General features: G+C 60.8%; 16 protein-coding genes. 9 read left to right on the top strand and 7 right to left on the bottom strand.

The features are described from left to right. Nucleotides 1–320 precede the first annotated feature (320 nt). The 3 genes from BLW21_RS04430 to BLW21_RS04440 form a co-directional block, all read right to left on the bottom strand. Nucleotides 321–872 carry a GNAT family N-acetyltransferase gene (locus BLW21_RS04430; RefSeq protein ID WP_092738231.1) on the bottom strand — a complete coding sequence of 184 codons (552 nt, stop codon included), beginning with the start codon at nucleotides 870–872 and terminating at the stop codon, nucleotides 321–323. Between the two features lie 71 nt (nucleotides 873–943). Further along, complete coding sequence (locus BLW21_RS04435; protein WP_092738337.1) at nucleotides 944–2,362, bottom strand: chloride channel protein; 1,419 nt, start codon at nucleotides 2,360–2,362, stop codon at nucleotides 944–946. A 121-nt stretch (nucleotides 2,363–2,483) separates the two neighbouring features. Next, complete coding sequence (locus BLW21_RS04440; RefSeq protein WP_092738232.1) at nucleotides 2,484–4,418, bottom strand: mechanosensitive ion channel family protein; 1,935 nt, start codon at nucleotides 4,416–4,418, stop codon at nucleotides 2,484–2,486. 244 nt (nucleotides 4,419–4,662) lie between these two features. Between BLW21_RS04440 and BLW21_RS04445 the strand changes: the two genes are divergently transcribed. Beyond that, entirely contained in the window at nucleotides 4,663–5,400 is a 738-nt protein-coding gene (locus BLW21_RS04445) for a DUF481 domain-containing protein (RefSeq protein ID WP_092738233.1), read from the top strand. Between the two features lie 36 nt (nucleotides 5,401–5,436). Here the strand turns inward: BLW21_RS04445 and BLW21_RS04450 are convergent, their stop codons facing one another. Beyond that, entirely contained in the window at nucleotides 5,437–6,081 is a 645-nt protein-coding gene (locus tag BLW21_RS04450; RefSeq protein ID WP_092738234.1) for a hypothetical protein, read from the bottom strand. 177 nt (nucleotides 6,082–6,258) lie between these two features. Between BLW21_RS04450 and BLW21_RS04455 the strand changes: the two genes are divergently transcribed. The 4 genes from BLW21_RS04455 to BLW21_RS04470 all read left to right on the top strand — a co-directional run bounded on the left by BLW21_RS04455 (nucleotide 6,259) and on the right by BLW21_RS04470 (nucleotide 9,136). Further along, nucleotides 6,259–6,798 (top strand): RNA polymerase sigma factor, encoded by a 540-nt coding sequence (locus BLW21_RS04455; RefSeq protein ID WP_092738235.1) that lies wholly within the window; start codon nucleotides 6,259–6,261, stop codon nucleotides 6,796–6,798. Nucleotides 6,799–6,865: 67 nt separating this feature from the next. Beyond that, nucleotides 6,866–7,324, top strand: coding sequence for a hypothetical protein (locus BLW21_RS04460; RefSeq protein ID WP_092738236.1), 459 nt, complete (start codon nucleotides 6,866–6,868; stop codon nucleotides 7,322–7,324). A 39-nt stretch (nucleotides 7,325–7,363) separates the two neighbouring features. Continuing rightward, the gene (locus BLW21_RS04465) at nucleotides 7,364–7,843 is read left to right on the top strand and encodes a hypothetical protein (protein ID WP_092738237.1); all 480 of its coding nucleotides are present in this window, start codon (nucleotides 7,364–7,366) and stop codon (nucleotides 7,841–7,843) included. A 108-nt stretch (nucleotides 7,844–7,951) separates the two neighbouring features. Beyond that, nucleotides 7,952–9,136 (top strand): aspartate aminotransferase family protein, encoded by a 1,185-nt coding sequence (locus tag BLW21_RS04470; RefSeq protein ID WP_092738238.1) that lies wholly within the window; start codon nucleotides 7,952–7,954, stop codon nucleotides 9,134–9,136. A 79-nt stretch (nucleotides 9,137–9,215) separates the two neighbouring features. Here the strand turns inward: BLW21_RS04470 and BLW21_RS04475 are convergent, their stop codons facing one another. Beyond that, nucleotides 9,216–9,644 (bottom strand): tellurite resistance TerB family protein, encoded by a 429-nt coding sequence (locus tag BLW21_RS04475; RefSeq protein WP_092738239.1) that lies wholly within the window; start codon nucleotides 9,642–9,644, stop codon nucleotides 9,216–9,218. 275 nt (nucleotides 9,645–9,919) lie between these two features. On the opposite strand from BLW21_RS04475, the gene pfkA reads away from it, so the two are divergent. Further along, nucleotides 9,920–10,891 (top strand): 6-phosphofructokinase, encoded by a 972-nt coding sequence (gene pfkA / locus BLW21_RS04480; RefSeq protein WP_092738338.1) that lies wholly within the window; start codon nucleotides 9,920–9,922, stop codon nucleotides 10,889–10,891. Nucleotides 10,892–11,340: 449 nt separating this feature from the next. Beyond that, on the top strand, nucleotides 11,341–12,591 hold the full coding sequence (locus BLW21_RS04485; RefSeq protein ID WP_394331643.1) for a vanadium-dependent haloperoxidase: 1,251 nt from the start codon (nucleotides 11,341–11,343) through the stop codon (nucleotides 12,589–12,591). Between the two features lie 22 nt (nucleotides 12,592–12,613). On the opposite strand, the gene miaA is transcribed toward BLW21_RS04485, so the two are convergent. Both miaA and BLW21_RS04495 read right to left on the bottom strand, forming a co-directional pair. Next, entirely contained in the window at nucleotides 12,614–13,528 is a 915-nt protein-coding gene (gene miaA, locus BLW21_RS04490) for a tRNA (adenosine(37)-N6)-dimethylallyltransferase MiaA (protein ID WP_092738240.1), read from the bottom strand. Nucleotides 13,529–13,569: 41 nt separating this feature from the next. Next, a complete protein-coding gene (locus BLW21_RS04495) occupies nucleotides 13,570–14,718 on the bottom strand; it encodes a glycosyltransferase (protein WP_092738241.1) in 1,149 nt (382 codons plus the stop codon). A gap of 120 nt (nucleotides 14,719–14,838) precedes the next feature. Between BLW21_RS04495 and BLW21_RS04500 the strand changes: the two genes are divergently transcribed. Further along, a complete protein-coding gene (locus BLW21_RS04500) occupies nucleotides 14,839–18,996 on the top strand; it encodes a PAS domain S-box protein (RefSeq protein WP_092738242.1) in 4,158 nt (1,385 codons plus the stop codon). A gap of 64 nt (nucleotides 18,997–19,060) precedes the next feature. Next, nucleotides 19,061–19,444 carry a response regulator gene (locus tag BLW21_RS04505; protein WP_092738243.1) on the top strand — a complete coding sequence of 128 codons (384 nt, stop codon included), beginning with the start codon at nucleotides 19,061–19,063 and terminating at the stop codon, nucleotides 19,442–19,444. Nucleotides 19,445–19,510 lie beyond the last annotated feature (66 nt).

Raw genomic sequence — 19,510 nt, forward strand, 5'->3', positions numbered from 1 at the left:
AACCATACCTCAGTACGTAAGTAACCTTCGTTTACGGCACTGAATTGGACCGGTAAACGAAGGTTTACAAGTCGATGGTATCGAGTGGTGAGGGTGGGCGGCTATGTTGGGCAACGTGCGTATAGATTTCGGTCGTTTTAATGCTGCTGTGGCCGAGCAGGTCCTAGATGATGCGAATATCGGTGCCGGCTTCCAGCAGATGCGTGACGGAGCATGTGCAGCGTGACGGGGCGCGAGATACCAGCGCGGGCCGCAGCCTGCTTTATTACCAACTGCAGGCTGCGGGGGCTGTAGGCTTCGTTGGAACTCTGCCTCATGGGCTACGCCTCCCACTCCCGGCGCAGCATGGCGTATTGCCGCTCGCTGCCCCATTGGCCCTTGAAGAAAATATTGTCGCGGAACTCGCCTTCGAGGCGGAAGCCCAGGCTTTCGAGCAGGGCAATGGAGGCGGCATTTTCCGCGTCCACGGTTTCCACTACGCGGTGGAAATCGGGGAGGTTGAACAGGAAATTGAGCAGGGCCTGCAGCACCTCGCGGGCGTAGCCCTGGCGCTGGGCGGCGGGCGCGATGGTGATGCCGATTTCGGCCATCCTGGCATCTCGCTGCTGCAGCTGCACGGCGCAGTCGCCGATGAGGCGGCCGGTGCGCTGGCTTTCGATGCCGTACTGCACCCACTGCCCGGGCTGGCCGAATTCCAGCGGCAGCTGCTGGGCGATAAACGCGGCGGCCTGCTCGCGGCTGAATACGTCGAAGCCCTGGTAGCGGGTCACGGCCGGGTCGGCGCGGTAGGCGTGGAAGTCGGCCAGGTCGGTGGGGCGCAGGGGGCGGATGCGCAGCCGGGGGGTTTCGAGTGTGAGCAAGAACGGATCCATGAGTGCGTTTGTGGGCTGGGAATAATACGGACCGAAGCCGCATTTATGCAACTTAACAGCAGCTTCTGCAGCTATTGGCCCATCGACTCGTTCTTCTTCTCTTCCGCTGCTTCGCGGGCCAGCGACACCTTGGCTTCGGAGCGGTGGATTTCGAGGATGTACATGCTCTTGAGCTGGTCGTAGAAGCCGTGGCGGTTGACGAGGTTGGACACCAGGTTGGCCAGCAGGGCCGTAAGCATCAAATAGAAGATGATGTTGTGGCTGTTGGTCATCTCAATCACGAGGATGGATGAGGTGAAGGGGCTACGGGTAACGCCCGTCAGGAAGCCGACCATACCGCAGAGGATCAAGAGGTTGGTGGCCGTATCGGAGAGGTACATCCAGCCGGCTACCACGGCCCCGATGCTGGCCCCGGCGCTAAGCGCGGGCGCGAAAATGCCGCCCGCCACGCCCGTCGAAAACGAGAGAATGGGGCCGATGATGCGCAGCAATGGCACGTACCACGCCAGATGCTTGTGCTTGGTAAACAGCGTATCGAGCATAATTTCCTTGCCCGAGCCGAACATACGCTCATCAACCAGTATGGCCAGCAGGGCAATCAGCAGCCCGCATACCAGCGGGAATACGACCTTTTCGACGCTGGAGGTAATCCGCTCCTTGCGCCGCATAATATAGAGGATGGCCTCGCCCATACCGCTGGCCACAAAACCACCGATTACGGCCACCAGCATTACCACAAAAATTATCCAGATGGGAATGTTATCGAGGCGCGGGTAGCCCAGATACAGGTAGGGGCCGAGCAGGTTGAGGGCCGTGAGGCCGGCAATGATAACGCCGGTAAGCAGCGCCGATTTGAAAAAGTTGAGGTGGGTGCGCGTCAGCTCCTCAATGGCAAACACAATACCGCCCAGCGGCGTGTTGAAGGCCGAAGCCAGGCCGGCGGCCGCCCCGGTAATGAGCATGTTGCGCTTCGATATTTTGGGGTACCAGCCCGGCAGCCAGCGGTTGATCTGCCGGAAGATGGCCGCCGAAATCTGGATAGTAGGGCCCTCGCGGCCGATAACGCCGCCGCCCAGCACCACAAACAACGAGCTAAGCACCTTAATGCCGATTACCCGCATGCTCAACAACCGGTTGACCTTGTAGTTGTGGCGGGGATTGGAGAGGTCGATGGCCGCCGTAACCTGCGGAATGCCGCTGCCCCGCGCAAACGGCGCGTAGCGGTTTACCAGCCACCAACCCACCAGAAAGCACAGCGGCGTGAGCAGCACAAACCACCACTTCGACTCGGGCGAATGGTGGTACACGTAGCGGGTGCCGGCCTCGGCCCAGGCAAATAGCTTGGCGTAGAGCACCGCCACCAGCCCCGTAATAATGGCTCCTACCCAAAATGGCAGGGCATTGAGCAGGTCGCGTTTAAGGTGGATATTATCAATGGCATCGTAGCGGTGCTTCAGTTGCTTCCTGATTCTGTCCAGCGTTTTTATCATGCCAAGGCGGGGCGCCGCCGAAAAAAACGGCAGCAATACGTGCAAAGTGGTGGTTCCCCGCAAAGGTCAGGTATTTTGGGTGAAGCAGGCATGAGGGGATAATGTTCTGCTTCTACGCCCCTTACGCCTCCCCTCGCGCCTCCAAATTATCCACCCGAAACTTCGGGGCTTCGTAATCTTTGGGCAGGTACTGGGCCGGGATGTTGACCTGGCTGCCGTCGCGCACGGCGCGGAAATGGGGCGACATAATTTCGACGCCGGCCTCGTTGAAGCGGTCCTGGATGTTCTGGTGAATGCGCGAGTAGATGCCGGCCTGCCGGTTGGCGGCGCGGGTGTAGAAATTGAGCTCGTAGGCCACGTAATAGTCGTCGAGGCTGGTCTGGAGCACGAACGGGGCGGGGTCAGTCAGCACATCGTCGGCAACGGCGGCGGCCAGCAGCAGCTGATGCACCTGGGGCCAGGGCACGTCGTAGCCGATGGTGACGCCGGTGTGCATAATCAGGCCCAGCGTGGGGGCTACGGTGGTGTAGTTGGTGGTGTAGGAGCTCATCACCGAGGAATTGGGAATCGTGATTTCCTCGTTCTTGACGGTACGGACGCGGGTCACGAGCAGGGTTTTCTCCACAATGTCGCCCGTGACGTCGCCGATTTTCACCCGGTCGCCAATCTTGTAGGCCCGCATGTAGGTGAGCACGAGTCCGGCCACAATGTTGGAGAGCGAACCAGCCGAGCCGAATGTGAGCAGAAAACCCAGAAACACCGACACCCCCTGGAAAACGGGCGAGTCGGAGCCCGGCAGGTAGGGGAAAATCACGACCAGCGCGAAAGCCCACACCAGCACCCGCACAATCTGGTAAGTGGGGTTGGCCCAGTCGGCATAGAAGCCGTCGATGGTCAGGTTGCCCTCCCTGATTTCTTCCTTGATCGAATAAACGGCCTTGAGCACGTAGCGGAACACCGTCACAATCACGATGATGGTGAACAGGTTGGGCAGGTAATTCCAGAAGGCCAGCGCAATGCGCTTGAGCGGGTTGAAGATGTAGCCCAGCAGCGTGTCGGCAATGTCCTGGGTGCCGGGGAAGATGCTGAATACCACCGGCAGCACCAGGTAGATGGCCAGCAGTACCACCACCCACTTCAGCGCCGTAACCAGCAACAGCACGGTGCTAAGCTGGCGCTGCTCGTTGAAAAACTCGTAGTTGCCAAACTTGATGCCCTTAAACCAAGTCCCGCCCTTGGCTATCAGTTTCTGGCTCAGCCAGCGAAAAAAGACGAGGATGTACTTCACCGTGAAGAAAAGCACGATGAGCACGAGCAGCGTCAGGCCGATTTCCTTGGCGATGTTGAGCAGGCTGTTCTGCTGCTTGTACTGCTCGATAGCCACAATGATGCGCGCCCGGTGCTGTCGGGCGAGTGAGTCGCGGCTTACGTTGTGCCAGAGCGCATCGTTTTCGCTGATGCTTTGCAGCACCTGCTCGCCGTACATCAGGTCGGTGCTTTGCTCGGCGGGGTAGATGCGCAGCGAGTCGGGGCTGAAAAACACGGCCTTTTCGAGGCGCTTGATTTTGGCTTCCGTCAGCTGGGCCCGCTCCTGGGGCGAGAAGGGCCCGAGCTTGGTGTACACGTAGAACAGCGTGTCGTTGTGCGGGGCTACCGGAAAGCCTTTGGCATTGACCTTCAGCGAGTCGATGTAGCGGCGCGAGCGGGCCTTGCGTACCGAGTCGACCCGGCGCAGGGCGTCGAGCTCGGTCACCAGTTCCCGCTCGCGGCGCTTGTCGGTCGTGCTGGTTTTGAGCGTCAGCAGCTCGGTTTGAATTTGCTCCAGCCGGCTGGTATTAGCCCGCCGCAACGAGTCGATGCGGCGCAGTACTTTGGTATCGGTTACCAGATCTTCGGAGCGGGCCGAGTCCCGGGCCGTAGCCGGGGCAAGCTTTACCACGCCCGATTTGGCGGCCGTCGGGGCCTGCTTCATGGGCGGCGGAATCACCTGGGCTTCGGCCGGCCGCAGCCCGCTCACCCATACTACCAGCGCACAAAGCGCAACGCGAAAATGCATAAGAACAGCTTGCTGATGCGGCTGCCAGGAGCCGCTACGGGTTTCAGTTTGGGAGTAATGATACTAAAAAGCCACCTGCTTTGGGGCGGCGCACGGCCCGGTTTAGCCCTAAAAGCCATTTTCTTCGGCCAACACCTCCGTTTGGCCCGCTTACCTTTGATGCCGGGGAAGCCTTATTGCCCTTCGTGCCAACTTTTTGCCCGGGCATCGGCCTACCGCCAGTCCTGGGTGTTCACCCTTTCTGATGCCCAAACGCTACCTTCTGCCCGCCGCGCTGCTGCTGTTTACTTCGCCTGCCCGCGCCCAAAGCGCACAACCCACCGACACTACCCTTATCGTGTACGCAGGCCAGCTGACGGGCGCCTACAGCAGCGGCGGCGTCAACCGCACGCTGCTCTCCACTACTCACGACATCACTATTACGCGGGGCAAACGCTTCGGCCTGCCCATCAACGGTCGTTTTGCCTATGGTAAGCAGAGCGGCCTGCTGCAGGAGCGCGAGCTGCTGCTCACTACCACTCCCTACTACCATCGGGGCCGTTTTCGGGCTTATGCGCTGGGCGGCTTCGAGCGCAGCAACCTGCGCGGCATTACGCGGCGGGTGCAGTTGGGAGCCGGGCCGGGCTGGGCCTTTTACACCGATTCGCTGGGGCGCGAGCTGTCGGTGAGCAACCTTATCATTCGCGAGCAAACCAATTTCCTCGACGGCCGCACCGTAGTAACGGCCCGCAACTCGGCCCGCCTGAAAATGGTGTACTCCTACAAAAACCTCACCTTCAACTCCACCACGCTTTACCAGCCTTCGCTGGAAAAATTCAGTAACTACCGCTTCAGCAACGTGTCGTCGGCCGCGCTCAAGCTTATCAGCAACCTGGCCGTGGCCCTAACTTATAGCTACACCTACGACTCGCAGTTCAGCGAAGGCAAAGTGCCGGAAAACACCCATATTACGGTAGGCTTCTCTTACTCCACGAAGCGGTAAGCAGTGCACCAGCACTAGGGCTCCACTTCCACTGGCCTAGGCCAGCTCTGCCTCGGCGGCCGGCGCAACTGCCAGTGCCTTGGCCGCCACCGCGGCCCGGTACAGAACCATGCAAATAATAAAGCGCAGAAACCAACCACTGGTGCCAGTACTGCCCTCCCGGGGGGCCGCCATCATCGTCGTAGCCAGCACATCCAGCACCAACAGGCCAATGGCCAGGTAAAAAGCCAGCGAAGACTTTTTGGTGCGGGCCCACCATTCCAGCCCAATAAACAGGACCCCGAACCCCACTGTGCCGTAGCCCATGCCAAGCTCCTGCAACGAGTCAATCTGCCCGAACTCGACCAGGAGCCCCAGCCCAATATTGAGGGCAGCCACCAGCCAGAGCATGTAGCGGCCGTATTTAAACTGTTGCTGCGGATCGGTGGCGCTGCCCGGCAAGGGTTGCCCGTCCAGTAGCAACTCCAGCTGCTGCTGGCCCATCGAAGATCGGAGCTGCGCCGAAAGATTCCGGCCATCGGGCAGCATAAACATCACGCCTTCCTTCAGCGCCTTGCTCGAACTTAGCTGCCCAATTTCCTGGCCCTGGTACGCTACCGTGAAATCGCGCCACAGCATTTTCCAGCTTACTTTCAGTGCCTGGGTACGGGCGGCGTCGAGATAATAGATTTTAGCAGGCACTGCAACAGACGTAAAAGATGAATATTTTTAGCGAGTTGCAATATGAGGGTTTGGGCGACACGGAAAAAGCGTTTCATCCGGCCGCTCTAAAAAAAATGGCTGGCGCTTAAACCCTCGGGCCGTATTACCCTCCAACCGGCTCATCACCCGCTACCTCACCCGCCTTGCCTGCGCCCTTTGGAAGACCAGGAGATACTTGCCAAGTTCCGCGACCCGGCCTCCCGCAATGTGGCCTTCAACCAGCTTGTGCGCAAATATCAGCGCCAGGTTTACTGGCACGTGCGCAAAATGGTCATTGGCCACGACGATGCCGACGACCTGACCCAGGACGTATTTATCAAGGTCTGGAACCACCTCGAAGGCTTTCGGCAGGATGCTTCGCTCTACACCTGGATTTACCGCATTGCCACCAACGAGTGCCTGAGCTGGCTGAAAAGCAAGCGCCGCAAGTTTCTGCTGCCCCTCAACGATATCACGGCGGAGCTAGGTGCCCAGCTCGAAGCCGACGAAAGCCTGGCCGGCGACGAAATCGAGCTGAAGCTGCAAAAAGCCATTCTGACGCTGCCCGACAAGCAGCGCCTGGTTTTCAACCTGCGCTACTACGACGAGATGCCCTACGAACAGATGGCCGAAGTAACCGGCACCAGCGTCGGGGCTCTCAAAGCCTCTTACCACCACGCCGTAAAGAAGGTCGAGGCCTTTGTTACCGCTGCTTAAATCACGAGCAATCAGCGAGAATCAGTGATTACTTTAAACCTATTGCCCGCGACCTCCTCTAAACACTATGAACACGCCTTTTAACCTGGATGAACACCGCCGCAGCCGCCCCCGGCCCACGCTGGCCCCGCCGCCCGAGCGCTACTTCGAGCAGCTGCCGATGCGGATGATGCAACGGGTGCAGCCAGCCCCAACCGCCACCGCACCCGGCTGGGGCTGGCTGGCGGCCCTCACGGCTCCGGTACGTACTGCCCTGGCTTCGACGGTGGTGCTGGCCGGCTTTGCGGCCGCGTTCTGGCTAACCCCGGCCGCTCCGATAGTCGCCAGTTCCGATGCGCTGGCCCGCGTGCCGCAGGAGCAGCTGCTCAGCTACCTGCTCGCCTCCGACCAGCGCATCACGCTCACCGATCTGGCCGAGGTGCCCGGCACGGCTCACGCCACGCCCGCCAGCACCTACTGGCAGGCCTCGCCCGACGAGCTGCGGGAGCTGCTCGACCAGCAGTCTGCCGACGAAGGCTATCTGTAAACTCCGCTTTTCTTCTTTTTTCGCTTTCCCTTTATTCGCATGAACTACCTGTTTCGCACCCTGCTGCTGCTGAGCCTGCTAACGGCTGGCCTGTTGCCCGAAGCTGCCGCCCAGCGCGGCGGCGGAGGCCAGCGGCCGGAGCGGCTGAGCCAGCTCGAAAATGCCCGCGTGGCCTATATCACTCAAAAAGTCTCCCTTACCCCCGAGCAGGCCCAGAAGTTCTGGCCCGTTTACAACGAGTTCACGGGCAAGCGCCGCGACCTGAACCAGCGCCTGCGCCAGCTGCGGCCCAGCCAAACCGACGGCCTGAGCGACCAGCAACTGCGCGACAACCTCAACCAGTCGTTCAAGCTTCGCCAGCAGGATATCGAGCTAGAGAAAGACTACTTCGAGAAATTCCAGCGCGTTATCAGCGTACGGCAGGTAGCGGCCCTGTTCCTGGCCGAGCGCCAGTTCACCCGCGAAGTGCTCAAGCGCGTCGCCAACCGCCCCGGCCCCCAGGGCATGGCCGACGAATAGCCATTTTGTGCGTAGTGCTTTGTAGTTAGTGCTTAGGCCATTCAATCGTCGCCTGAATACCAACCGCAAAGCACTACGCACTAGCGAGCCGGGCGTACCTTTGTGGCTATGCTTACTCCTCGCCAGCTTTTCCTGCGCCACCAGGCCCAGACCTCCGATTTTCCGTTACTACTGGAAATTGAGCGGGCCGAGGGCGTGTACATGTACGCTCCCGATGGCACCCGCTACCTCGATTTAATTTCCGGCATCGGCGTCAGCAACGTGGGCCACCGCCACCCGCGGGTGCTGGCCGCCATTCAGGGGCAGCTCGATAAATACCTGCACCTGATGGTGTACGGCGAAGTGGTGCAGGCCCCACCGGCCCAGCTGGCCCAGGCCCTCACCGCCACGCTGCCCGCCCGCCTCGACAACGTATTCTTCACCAACTCGGGCACCGAGGCCGTGGAGGGGGCCCTGAAGCTGGCCAAGCGCCACACCGGCCGTACCGGGCTCATTAGCTGCCACAACGCCTACCACGGCTCCACCCACGGCGCCCTCAGCATCACCGGCTCCGAGGGCTTCAAGAACGCCTTCCGGCCCCTGCTGCCCGACGTGCGCCACATCCGTCACAACCACTTCGACGACCTGCAGCTCATCACCGAGCATACGGCGGCCGTGGTAATTGAAACCGTGCAGGGCGAGGCGGGCGTGCGCGTACCGGCTCCCGGCTATCTGCCGGCCCTGCGCCAGCGCTGCACCGAGGTGGGCGCCCTGCTGATTCTGGACGAGATTCAGTGCGGTTTCGGGCGGACGGGCACGTTCTGGGCCTTCGAGCAGTTCGGCATCGAGCCCGACATTCTGCTTACGGCCAAAGGCATGGGCGGCGGCATGCCTATCGGGGCCTTTATTGCGCCTCAGGCCATCATGGCGGGCTTCAAAACCGACCCCATTCTGGGCCATTGCACCACGTTTGGGGGCCACCCGGTGTCGTGCGCGGCCTCATTGGCCACGCTACGGGTTATTCAGGAAGAAAACCTGCTGGCCGGGGTAGAAGCCAAGGCGGCGCGATTCCGCGAAAAGCTCGTCCATCCCACCATCCGCGAGGTGCGCAACTGCGGACTGCTGATGGCCGTCGAGTTCGACTCATTCGCGGTGCTCAAGCCCCTGATCGACCGTGCCCTCTGGGACCAGCACCTACTCACCGACTGGTTTCTGTTCTGCGACAATTCGCTGCGCATTGCCCCGCCCCTCACCATCACTATGGAGCAGATAGAGGAAGCCTGCGCGGGGCTGCTTGAAGCAATTAGCAATTAAAAGGGAGGAGGTAAAAATGCCGTTGAACGGCCCGTCCTGGGCGTGTTCAACGGCATTTTTACCTCCTCCCTTTTAATTGCTAATTGCTAAGCAGCTTCATAGCCTCTGATTTAACCCGTTCGCGGGGCAAACCGTCGCGCACGCCCTGGGAGATGCTGCGTACTAGGCTGGCCACGATATTGGGGGCGAAACCCAGGCGCTGGGCCATATCGATGCAGAAACGCATTTCGGTATCGTCTACCACGCCGTCGGCCAACATCATATCCACGAGGTCGAAAATCTGGTCGAAGCGCTCCGAATCGTTGTCGGGCAGCAACATGTCGGTGGCGCTGGCATTGCCTACCAGCGCCCGCACTTCGCCGGCACGCATTCCGCTTTTGCGGCCCACAGCTACAATAAAGCTCATTTCCCGCTCGTCAATGTGGCCGTCGGCCTTGGCCAGGGCGGCCAGGTTTACGAGGTGGCTTTTGACCTTTCTGGTCTGCTCACTTTCAAAAAAACCGAACATGGGGCGGGTATTTGGCAGGGAAGAACGGGAGATAAGCAAGGGCATCCGGGTAGCATCGGAGTGGGGGTGCCCGCATGCAATTAAGGTTAAGTTAGGGCTTTAGCAGCCAATACGCAATAATGCCGATACGCAACTGCCGGAAAAATGGCTGACCCTGCTAATGGCTGGTTTGCATTTAGCGGGACCGACAGCGTACTTTCAGCGCGAATTCCGCACCTTTGCCAGTTACGGCCCGGTGGGCCGGTTTGCCCATAAATAAGAGCCAAATGAGTATGATGAAGCGCATTGCAGTTTTCACCAGCGGGGGCGACGCCCCTGGCATGAACGCCTGCATCCGGGCTGTAGTACGCACTGCCGTTTACCACGGCATTGAAGTGTATGGAATTATGCGCGGCTACAGCGGCATGGTGAAGGGCGAGTTCGTGAAACTGGATTCGGCCTCCGTTTCCAACACCATCCAGAAAGGCGGTACGATTCTCAAATCGGCCCGCAGCCAGTCGTTCCAGACACGCGAGGGCCGGCAGCTGGCCTTCGATCAGCTCGTCAACCACGGCATCGACGGGTTGGTGGCCATTGGCGGCAACGGCACGTTTACCGGCGCCACGCTCTTCGAGCAGGAGTTCGGTATCCCGATAGTGGGCGCGCCCGGCACCATCGACAACGACCTGTACGGCACCGATTACACGATTGGCTACGACACGGCCGTAAACACAGCCCTGGAGGCCATCGACAAAATACGGGACACGGCCGACTCGCACGACCGTTGCTTTTTTGTGGAGGTGATGGGGCGCGACTCGGGCTACATTGCTATTCCCTGCGCCATCGGGGGCGGGGCCGAAATCGTGATGATTCCCGAAACCCAGCTCTCGACTGAGGCAGTCATCGAAACGCTTAGAAGCGGCCGTAACCGCTCCAAAACATCGTTTCTGGTGGTTATTGCCGAAGGCGATGAGGAAGGCAATGCCCATGAGGTAGCCCGGCAGGTGAAAGCCGCCATTCCGCAGCTCGATACCCGCGTTACCGTTATCGGCCACATTCAGCGCGGCGGCGCCCCCTCGGCCGCCGACCGCATGCTGGCCTCGCAGATTGGCATTGCGGCCGTCGAAGGCCTCATGAACGGTATGCACAACGTAATGGCCGGCATCGTAGACCGTAAGCTGGTGTATACTCCTTTCGCCGACACCATTCACAAGCGCAAGCTCATCAACCAGAGCTTTATGCGCATGGTGGAGATTCTGAACGCCTAGCCGTTGTAAAATACGTTGAGCTTGCTCTCCCCGCCAGCGCCTCCGGGCGCTGGCTTTTTTTTGCCTGGGATTTATTAAACCAGCGTGTCCGTCATACTGAGCTTGTCGAAGCATCTCTACCGCTTCGTTGGAAAAGCCCTTAGCAAAACAGTAGAGATGGTTCGGCAAGCTCAGCATGACAATTCCCAAACACACTCTAAGTGTAACATCCTGTTGAAGCACAAATTCTCCTGTCTCAGCAACAGCAATTATTTAAATAGTATAATTATATCAACTTTAAAAGCTATATTTATTCAACAGTTTTACCATGCCGGACAGGCTCCTGATTCCCTGATTATATGCGGCAACGCTACTTTCTCCTGATTCTACGGCCGCTGGCAGGTGCTTGCGTGTCAATAATATTGCTGCTATTAAGCAGCTGCCAAACGGAGCTGGAGGTAGCTCCCGCAGTGCCTCCGGCGAGCAGCTACGACGCAGTAGTAGCTACCAAGTGGAGCGCCCTGACGCTGCAGCTCGTGCGCCAAAGCCCCGGCTTTACGCCGCCCGTAGCGGCCCGGGCACTGGGCTACGCCGGCCTTACGCTCTACGAATCGGTAGTGGCCGGTATGCCCGGCCACCGCTCGTTGGCCGGGCAGCTCCAGCAGCTCGGCAGCCTGCCTCAGCCCGAATTCGGCCCGGCTTACCGCTGGCCCTTGAGCGCCAATGCGGCCCAGGCTTCTATCCTGAAAAACTTATTTGCCAACGCCCCGGCCGCCAGTCGCGCCCGCATCGATTCGTTGGAGGGTGCTCTGGCTCGCGCGTATGCCGGCCCCGACGTGGCCACGGCTGAGCGCTCGGCTGCATATGGCCGGGCCGTGGCCGAGGCTATTTTTGCGTGGTCGAAAACGGATGGTGGCCATGAAGGCTACCTGCGCAACTTCCCCTCCAGCTACGTGCCCACCACCAACCCGGGCGATTGGCAGCCCACCGAGAACGGGCTGGGCCCGATGCAGCCCTACTGGGGCAGCAACCGCACCTTTCTGGCCCTCGATGCGGCCATGCCCATGCCCGCGCCGCTGCCCTACTCGGTGCTGCCTACCTCGCAGTATTACGCGCAATACCTGGAGGTGTATGCCAAAAATATCAGCCTGACCCAGGAGGAAAAGGAATTAGCCGTGTGGTGGGCCGATGACCCAAGCGACACCTTTACCCCCCCCGGCCACTCCTACAATCTGGCCCGCATTGTGGTAAACGCCACCCAGGCCGATCTGGGCAAGGCGGCCGAAACATTCGCCCGCACGGGCATTGCCGTGGCCGATGCCTTCGTTATCTGCTGGAAGTGCAAATACACCTTCAACAACGAGCGGCCCTACACCTTCGTGCGCCGGGTTATCGACCCCAACTGGGTGCCTTTCTGGCCCTCCCCGCCGTTTCCGGGCTACTCGTCGGGGCATGCTACGCAGTCGGCCGCCACGGCCGTGGTGCTGGAGGGCCTCTACGGCAGCCTCACCTTCACCGACGATTCGCACGTGGGCCGCGGGCGCGACGTGGGCCGGGCCACCGATTTCAAGGCCCGCACCTTCCACTCGTTCTGGGAGACGGCCGAAGAGTCGGCCCTCTCCCGCTTCCTGGGCGGCATCCACTCCCGCCAGGATAATGAGGTGGGCCTGCGCGAAGGCCGTAAAATCGGCCAGCACATCAATAGTTTGCAGTGGAAGTGAGAGAGGAAAAACGCTGTCATCCTTACCCCAGCAAACCCAACACCTCAGTGGGGTGCAGCCACTGGTACTGCGGGTCGCGGCGCAGCCAGGTGAGCTGGCGCTTGGCGTAGCGGCGCGAGTTGCGCTTGAGCAGACGCACGGCCTCGGCGTAATCGTAGTGGCCCTCGAAGTAGCCGAACAGCTCCTGATAGCCCACCGTCTGCAGCGCGTTGTGGTGGCGGTACGGGTGCAGGGCGCGGGCTTCGGCTTCCAGTCCGGCGGCCAGCATCAGCTCCATCCGTTCATCAATGCGCTGGTACAGCTCGTCCCGCTCGCGGGTAAGGGCTATTTTGATGACGCGGAAGGGCCGGTCGGCGCTGCTTTTGCGGCCGTGGAAAGAGCTGAACGGCTGGCCCGTGGCCCGGCAGATTTCCAGCGCCCGCAGCACCCGCTGGTGGTTTTGCAGATCAATGCGGCCGTGCGCTATGGGGTCGAGGCGGGCCAGCTCGGCTACCAGCGGCTCCAGGCCGTGGGCGGCCAGCTCGGCCTGGAGCGCCGCCCTGATTTCGGGTGGCGCTGCCGGCAACTCATCAAGGCCTTCGGTTACGGCCTGCAGATACAGTCCCGAACCGCCGGTCAGGATAACGGTGCTGTGGTGTCGGAACAGCTCGGCCAGCCGCGTCAGGGCATCCTGCTCGAAGCGGCCGGCGTTGTAGTCGTCCTCAATGCTGTGTGAGTCGATGAAGTGGTGCCGTACATCGCCCATTTCGGCCGGGGTAGGCTTGGCCGTGCCGATGCTCATCTCCCGGAAAAACTGCCGCGAATCGGCCGACACGATTTCGGTATCGAGCCGCCGGGCCAGCTCCACGCATAGCGCCGTTTTGCCCACGGCCGTCGGGCCGGTAATCACGAGCAGCGTCGGTTCAGCAGGAATAATCAGGTCGGCCAGCGGATTCATAGGAGCGCGTAAAGAGCCGCAAAGCTACGGCCGATTCGGGCTTATGCTCCGGCGGCCCCAGCCAGCCCCGTATTGGGCAGCAGCCCGGCGTACAGCCGCAGCAGCTCCCGCTCCTCGTGCTGCCAGCTGAGCACTGGGCGGGCCCGGCGGGCATTTTGGGCCAGTTGCCGGTAACGGTTCGCATCGCCACCGGGTAGCAGGCGGTTGAGGGCGGCGGCCAGCGTGGCCGGCTCCAGATCGGGCACCAGATCGGCTACGTCGTACTGCTCGTTGAGGGCGCGGTACTCTGGGAAATCAACCACCACCTGCGGTACGCCGGCGTGCAGATAGTCAAAAAACTTGTTGGCCAGCGAATAATAGTAGCTCAGGCCCACGTTGCGCAGCAGGTTTACACCTACCGTGGCATGGCGCGTCAGCTCGCGCAGGTTGTCGGGCCGCACGAAGCCCCGAAACTCCACCTGCCCCGATTGCAGCAGCCCCAGTGCCTCCGCTTGCCGGCGTAGGGGTTGCGACAGGTCGCCCTCGCCGCAGAGCACCAGCCGGCCGTTTATGTGGGGCATAGCAGCCAGCAGCTCCTCCAACCCCCGGCCGGTGTTCAGTGCCCCCTGGTACAGAATAAAACCGCTTGCCGGCGCCGCCGCGGGAGCCGGCGGCAGCGTTTCGGCGCTGAGGCGGCTGATGTTGCGCACCACGGCAAACGGCCGGCCGTGGCGCTGCTCGAACAGCCGGGCCAGCGCCGGACCCACGGTGTAGGCCAGCGCGGCCCGGGGTACAATAAAGTTCTCGACCCAACGCCACAGCCGCTGCACGCCGGGGCGGGCCATCACTTCGGGCACTTCGGTAAACAGCTCGTGGGCATCGTACACGAAGGGCTGCCCGCCCAGCCGGGCCCGCAGCCACACGGGCAGGGCCGTATCGAGGTCGATGGCGCACCACGCCGCGGCACGCTGGCCCGCCAGAAACAGCAGCAGGCGCAGGTTGTACTCTACATAGAATAATTTTCCGCGCTGAAAAAAACAGCGTAGCCGGTGCTGGGCGTAGGGCTGCGGCCCCAGGGGCAGCGCGCCCGGCCCCTGCCGGCCCACCAGCAGCACGGCGTAGCCGGCACGGGCCAGCGAGGCGCAGATGCGCTGCATCCGCTGGTCGTAGTTGAGGTCGGTGGTGACGGTGAAAACCAGGCGGGGCAGCAAAGCAGGCAGAAAGGTTGGTAACGCGAAAAGATGGATTATTCGGGAATTGTCGCCAATTTAAGAACTTCGTTCGGGGACCCGCTTGTTGGGGAAGCCACTTTGCCATTCTCTGCCTTCTTCATGCCTCCTTCTCCGAGCAATTCGGCTGCCGCCACATCCGCCGCACTTTCGCCCGACCTTTACCGGGCACTGTTCGAGCAATCGGCCGATGGGCTGCTGCTTTACAACGTTCGTGGAACGCTGCTCGACTGCAACCAGCGCGCCGTCGATTACCTGGGCACTACCCGTGCCATGCTGCTGGGCAGCGGCCTGATGGCCTTTGCCGGAGCCAATGTATCCTTTACGGACGCTGCACTTTCTACCGCCCCCTCGCCTGCTACGGATGCCGAGCTGAGCGAGCTGCTGGCGAGTTGCGCCCACTCGGGCGAGGCCCGCTCGTGGCGCTGGCACGGGCAGCAGGCGGGCGACGGCAACCGGCTCGAGGCCTGGGCCCTGGTTAGCCGACTGGCCGGGCCGGCCGGCGAAGGCGAGCCGTTGCTATTGCTGGCCCTCCGCGACCTGCACCAGTTCGCCCCGCCGGCACCAGCTACGGAGGCCCAGGAATTCCTTTCCGATAACTTTTCGCGCAGCCAATTGCGCGACGTGCTCAGCCGGGCCGGCATGTGCTACCTGCTGCTCAACCGCCAGGGCATGATTCAGGACGTCAACTCCTATTTCTGCGAAGTAACCGGGCACTCGGCCGAGGCGCTGACCGGACGCGAATACTTCGGCCTGTTTGCGCCCCCCGACGAGCAGGAACCTCGCCGCTTCGCCTTCCAGCGGGCCTTGGACCGGCAGGAGCTGCAGGATTTTTTTGAGCACTCGCTGCTCACAATCTATGGCCGGGGGCGCACCTTTTTCTGGCACTCCGAGTTTGAGCGCGACGCCGAGGGAACCATCAGCGGGGTGCTGTTTGTGGGCCGCGACATCACCGACAAGCAGGTGGCCGTGCGGGCGCTGACCGACAACCGCAACCGCCTGCAGGACTTTCTTGACAACGCCCACGACCTGATTCAGAACCTGAGCATCGACAACCGCTTTCTGTTCGTGAACAAGGCCTGGAAGGAGAAGCTGGGTTATGAAGACGACGAACTGCCGTCGCTGACGCTGGCCAGCGTGGTGCACCCCTACTACAAGGCCAAGCTGCTCTACCAGTTGCGCAACCTGTACAAGGGCGAGAAAGTCAACAAGCTCGAAACCGTATTCCTGACCAAATCGGGCAAACCCGTCCATCTGATTGGCTCCATTTCCTGCTCCTGGCAGGATAACGAGCCGGTAAGCACCCGCGCCATTCTGCACGACATTACCGACCGCATCAAGGCCGAGCGACTGCAGAAGGTGTATTACAGCATCGCCAATCTGGCCATCAGTTCCAAGGATTTGCTCTCCCTCTACGGGGCCATTCATCGGGAGCTGAGCAAGATTATCGAGACCAACAACTTCTACATCGCCCTCTGCGATGAGGCCCGCACCCAGCTGCAGTTCGCCTATTTTGTTGATCAGAACGCCCCCGGCGAGCAGGCCATGATGACGCGGCCCTTCTCGACGGGCGTTTCGGAGTATATTATCCGCACGGGCCGGCCGCTGTACTTGCTGCGCGACGATTTGCAGCAGCTCGTGGCCGGCGGCGCCATAACAGCCTACGGGCTGATGCCGGAAGTGATGCTGTGCTCGCCACTGAGCATTGGCGAGCGGATTATCGGCGTAATTGCGGTGCAGGACTACCAGAAGGCCGACGCCTACGCTCCCTCCGACATCGAGATTCTGCATTTTATCTCCAACCAGGTGGCGCTGGCCATTGAGCGTAAGCGCAATGAGGTGCAGATTCAGAAGCAGAACGCCCGGCTGAACGCCATTTTTGAGAGCGGCTCGCACCTGATGTGGTCGTTGGATACGCGGGCCCGGCTGGCCTCGTTCAACCGCAACTACGCGGCCTATTTCCTGCGCCGCAATGGCGTGTACCCGGCTCTGAGCATGAACATGTGGCAGGCCGATGTGGCCCTGATGGACCCCGAGGCCCGCGAGGCCTTCATCAGCAACTACCGCCGCGCCTTCCAGGGCCACCCGCAACGTTTCGAGGTGCGCCTGCGCGACGCCAAGGGCCAGGACTCGTGGCGCGAAATCTACCTCAACCCCATTTACCTCGACGACGGCTCGTTTGAGGAAATTTCGGGTATTGCCCACGACATCACCGACAAGAAACGTTCGCAGCTGGAGCTGGCGGCCCAGGAAGAGAAGTTCCGCGCCATTTTCGAGTCGTTTCAGGACGTGTACTACCGCACCGACCAGCAGGGTATCATCACGCTGCTTAGCCCGTCGGTCCACGATATGCTGGGCTACCAGCCCGAGGAGGCCCTCGGCCGGTTTATCGGCGACTTCTACATCAATCCACAGGAACGCGACAACCTACTGGCTCAGGTGCGCGAGCTAGGCGAAGCCCGCAACTTCGAAGTGGCCATGCGCCACAAGGAAGGGCACGCCGTGAGCGTGCTGGTTAACGCGCGCCGGCTGCTGGGCGATGAAGCCAACGGTACCCTGAACGGAACGGAAGGCATCGGGCGCGACATTACCGGCCTTAAGCAGATGCAGGATGATTTGCGCCTGGCCAAGGAAGAAGCCGAGCAGGCGCTGGAAGCTAAAACACTGTTTCTGGCCAACATGAGCCACGAGCTGCGCACGCCCATGAACGGCATCATCGGCATGATTGACCTGCTGCACCAAACCGTGGCCAGCGAGGAGCAGGAAGAGTATGTAGACACGCTGCGCAAGTCGTCGGACGCGCTGCTGGCCATTCTGAACGATATTCTGGATCTGTCGAAAATCCAGGCCGGCAAGCTCCAGCTCAACGAGGTGGGCATCGACCTGCACTACACGCTCGAGAAGATTTACTCGCTGTTCTCGAACCGCGCCGGCCAGAAGCGGCTCAAGTTCACTTACCACTTTACGCCCACCGCGCCGCGCTTCATCATCACCGACGAAACGCGCCTGCTTCAGATTCTGAGCAACCTGACTTCCAATGCCATCAAGTTCACTTCGCAGGGCACGGTCAGCATCATTATATCAGCAGTAGCCGCTGTGGGCACCGAGGAGGTGGGCACCGAGGCTGCGGATGCTGCGGATGACGGGTACGTGGTGCGCTTTGCAGTGCAGGATTCGGGCATCGGCATCTCGCCCGACGATGAGAAGCTGCTCTTTACCAACTTCACCCAGCTCGACACCACGCCCACCAAGGCTTTTGGTGGTACCGGGCTGGGGCTGGCCATCAGCAAGCAGCTGGCCGATATGCTGGGCGGCGAAATCGGGGTGTACTCCAATGTGGGCGAGGGCTCCACGTTCTGGTTCACCATTCGCTGCCAAGTGGCTTACAACGAGGAGGAAATCGTGCAGGAGCGCCGCTTGGCCCGCGAACGGCCGCAGGAGGTAGTGCGCTTCGAAACCAACCCGCGCATTCTGCTCGTCGATGACAACCCCATCAACCAGAAAGTAGCCTCGCGCCTGCTCGACAAGCTGGGCTGCACGGTAACGGTGGCCGCCGATGGCTTCGAGGCCATCAGCCGGGCCATCACGCCCGATACGCGCTACGACCTCATTTTCATGGATATTCAGATGCCGGAAATGGACGGCGTGACGGCGATGCGCGAAATCCGCCGCCGCCTGGGCCCCAGCTGCCCGCCAATAGTGGCCATGACGGCCTACTCGATGCGCGAAGATGCCGAGCGGTTTGTGCAGGAAGGCATGGACGACTACATTGCCAAGCCCGTAAAAAGTCAGGATTTACACGCCATGCTACGCCGCTGGAGCACGCCCATTGCCCCAACCGTGCACAGCCAGGTAACGCCCGCCGCCACCGGCACCCCGACCGCCGAAGCTCCGGCGACGGGAACAACCGAAGGTGCCATAGTGGTAGACATGGCCATTGTGGAGCAGCTGCGCCAGTTGGGCGGCGGCGACTTCGCGGCCCAGCTCTATTCCGATTTCGAGCAGGAAGCCGACCAGGTGCTTGGTGAGGCGGCCGCGCTGGTAGCCGACGGACAGTACGCGGCCATCCTGCCTCACCTGCACCAACTGAAAGGAACGGGCTTTACGCTGGGCATCCTGGCGCTGGCCGAGGGCGTAAAGCAGCTGGAGCATAAGCTGCGGGACCAGGATACGAAAAACACTCCGGCTGATTTTCAACTTTTACTTGTTTTATTTGCAGAATTCAGAGCCACTTATCCTGCCCTGACGCAGGCCCCCTGATGGACCTGGACACCGTTGCCCCATCGCCCTTTTACCTACCCAACCCTCTCTCTGCCTACCACCTATGGAAAACGTAAACCCAAAAACCATCCTCATTGCTGAGGACAGCTCTGTTATTCTCAACCTGACTAAAAAAATCCTGGAGCTGCAGCAGTACCGCATTGTGTCGGCTAAAAACGGGGGCGAAGTAATCCGGCAGATCGAAAGCCAGCCCATCGACTGCGTACTGATGGACATTAACATTCCGGTGAAAGACGGCATGGAATGCACGCGCGAAATCCGCCGTAATGCCGACCCGCGCATTGCCAAAATTCCGGTAATTGCCATTACAGGCAATGCCAACAACTACTCGATGGAGCAGTTCCGTGAAGCCGGTGTAACCGATTATCTGCCCAAGCCCCTCGATTTTGATGCGCTGGTGCGGGTGGTGAAACAGTACGTAGGGTAATTGGAGAAGCGAGGAGTCAAGAGCTAGAAGACAGAATACTTACTTGCTTGTTTCTCCTCGCTCTTT

The organism is Hymenobacter psychrophilus, assembly GCF_900107135.1.
GTDB classification, from domain to species: Bacteria; Bacteroidota; Bacteroidia; order Cytophagales; family Hymenobacteraceae; genus Hymenobacter; species Hymenobacter psychrophilus.

What these genes read in the sequence shown, in the direction of transcription:
- BLW21_RS04430 (WP_092738231.1), bottom strand. Translation starts at nt 872, where the DNA reads ATGGATCCGTTCTTGCTCACACTCGAAACCCCCCGGCTGCGCATCCGC.
- BLW21_RS04435 (WP_092738337.1), bottom strand. Translation starts at nt 2,362, where the DNA reads ATGATAAAAACGCTGGACAGAATCAGGAAGCAACTGAAGCACCGCTAC.
- BLW21_RS04440 (WP_092738232.1), bottom strand. Translation starts at nt 4,418, where the DNA reads ATGCATTTTCGCGTTGCGCTTTGTGCGCTGGTAGTATGGGTGAGCGGG.
- BLW21_RS04445 (WP_092738233.1), top strand. Translation starts at nt 4,663, where the DNA reads ATGCCCAAACGCTACCTTCTGCCCGCCGCGCTGCTGCTGTTTACTTCG.
- BLW21_RS04460 (WP_092738236.1), top strand. Translation starts at nt 6,866, where the DNA reads ATGAACACGCCTTTTAACCTGGATGAACACCGCCGCAGCCGCCCCCGG.
- BLW21_RS04465 (WP_092738237.1), top strand. Translation starts at nt 7,364, where the DNA reads ATGAACTACCTGTTTCGCACCCTGCTGCTGCTGAGCCTGCTAACGGCT.
- BLW21_RS04470 (WP_092738238.1), top strand. Translation starts at nt 7,952, where the DNA reads ATGCTTACTCCTCGCCAGCTTTTCCTGCGCCACCAGGCCCAGACCTCC.
- BLW21_RS04475 (WP_092738239.1), bottom strand. Translation starts at nt 9,644, where the DNA reads ATGTTCGGTTTTTTTGAAAGTGAGCAGACCAGAAAGGTCAAAAGCCAC.
- pfkA (WP_092738338.1), top strand. Translation starts at nt 9,920, where the DNA reads ATGAAGCGCATTGCAGTTTTCACCAGCGGGGGCGACGCCCCTGGCATG.
- miaA (WP_092738240.1), bottom strand. Translation starts at nt 13,528, where the DNA reads ATGAATCCGCTGGCCGACCTGATTATTCCTGCTGAACCGACGCTGCTC.
- BLW21_RS04500 (WP_092738242.1), top strand. Translation starts at nt 14,839, where the DNA reads ATGCCTCCTTCTCCGAGCAATTCGGCTGCCGCCACATCCGCCGCACTT.
- BLW21_RS04505 (WP_092738243.1), top strand. Translation starts at nt 19,061, where the DNA reads ATGGAAAACGTAAACCCAAAAACCATCCTCATTGCTGAGGACAGCTCT.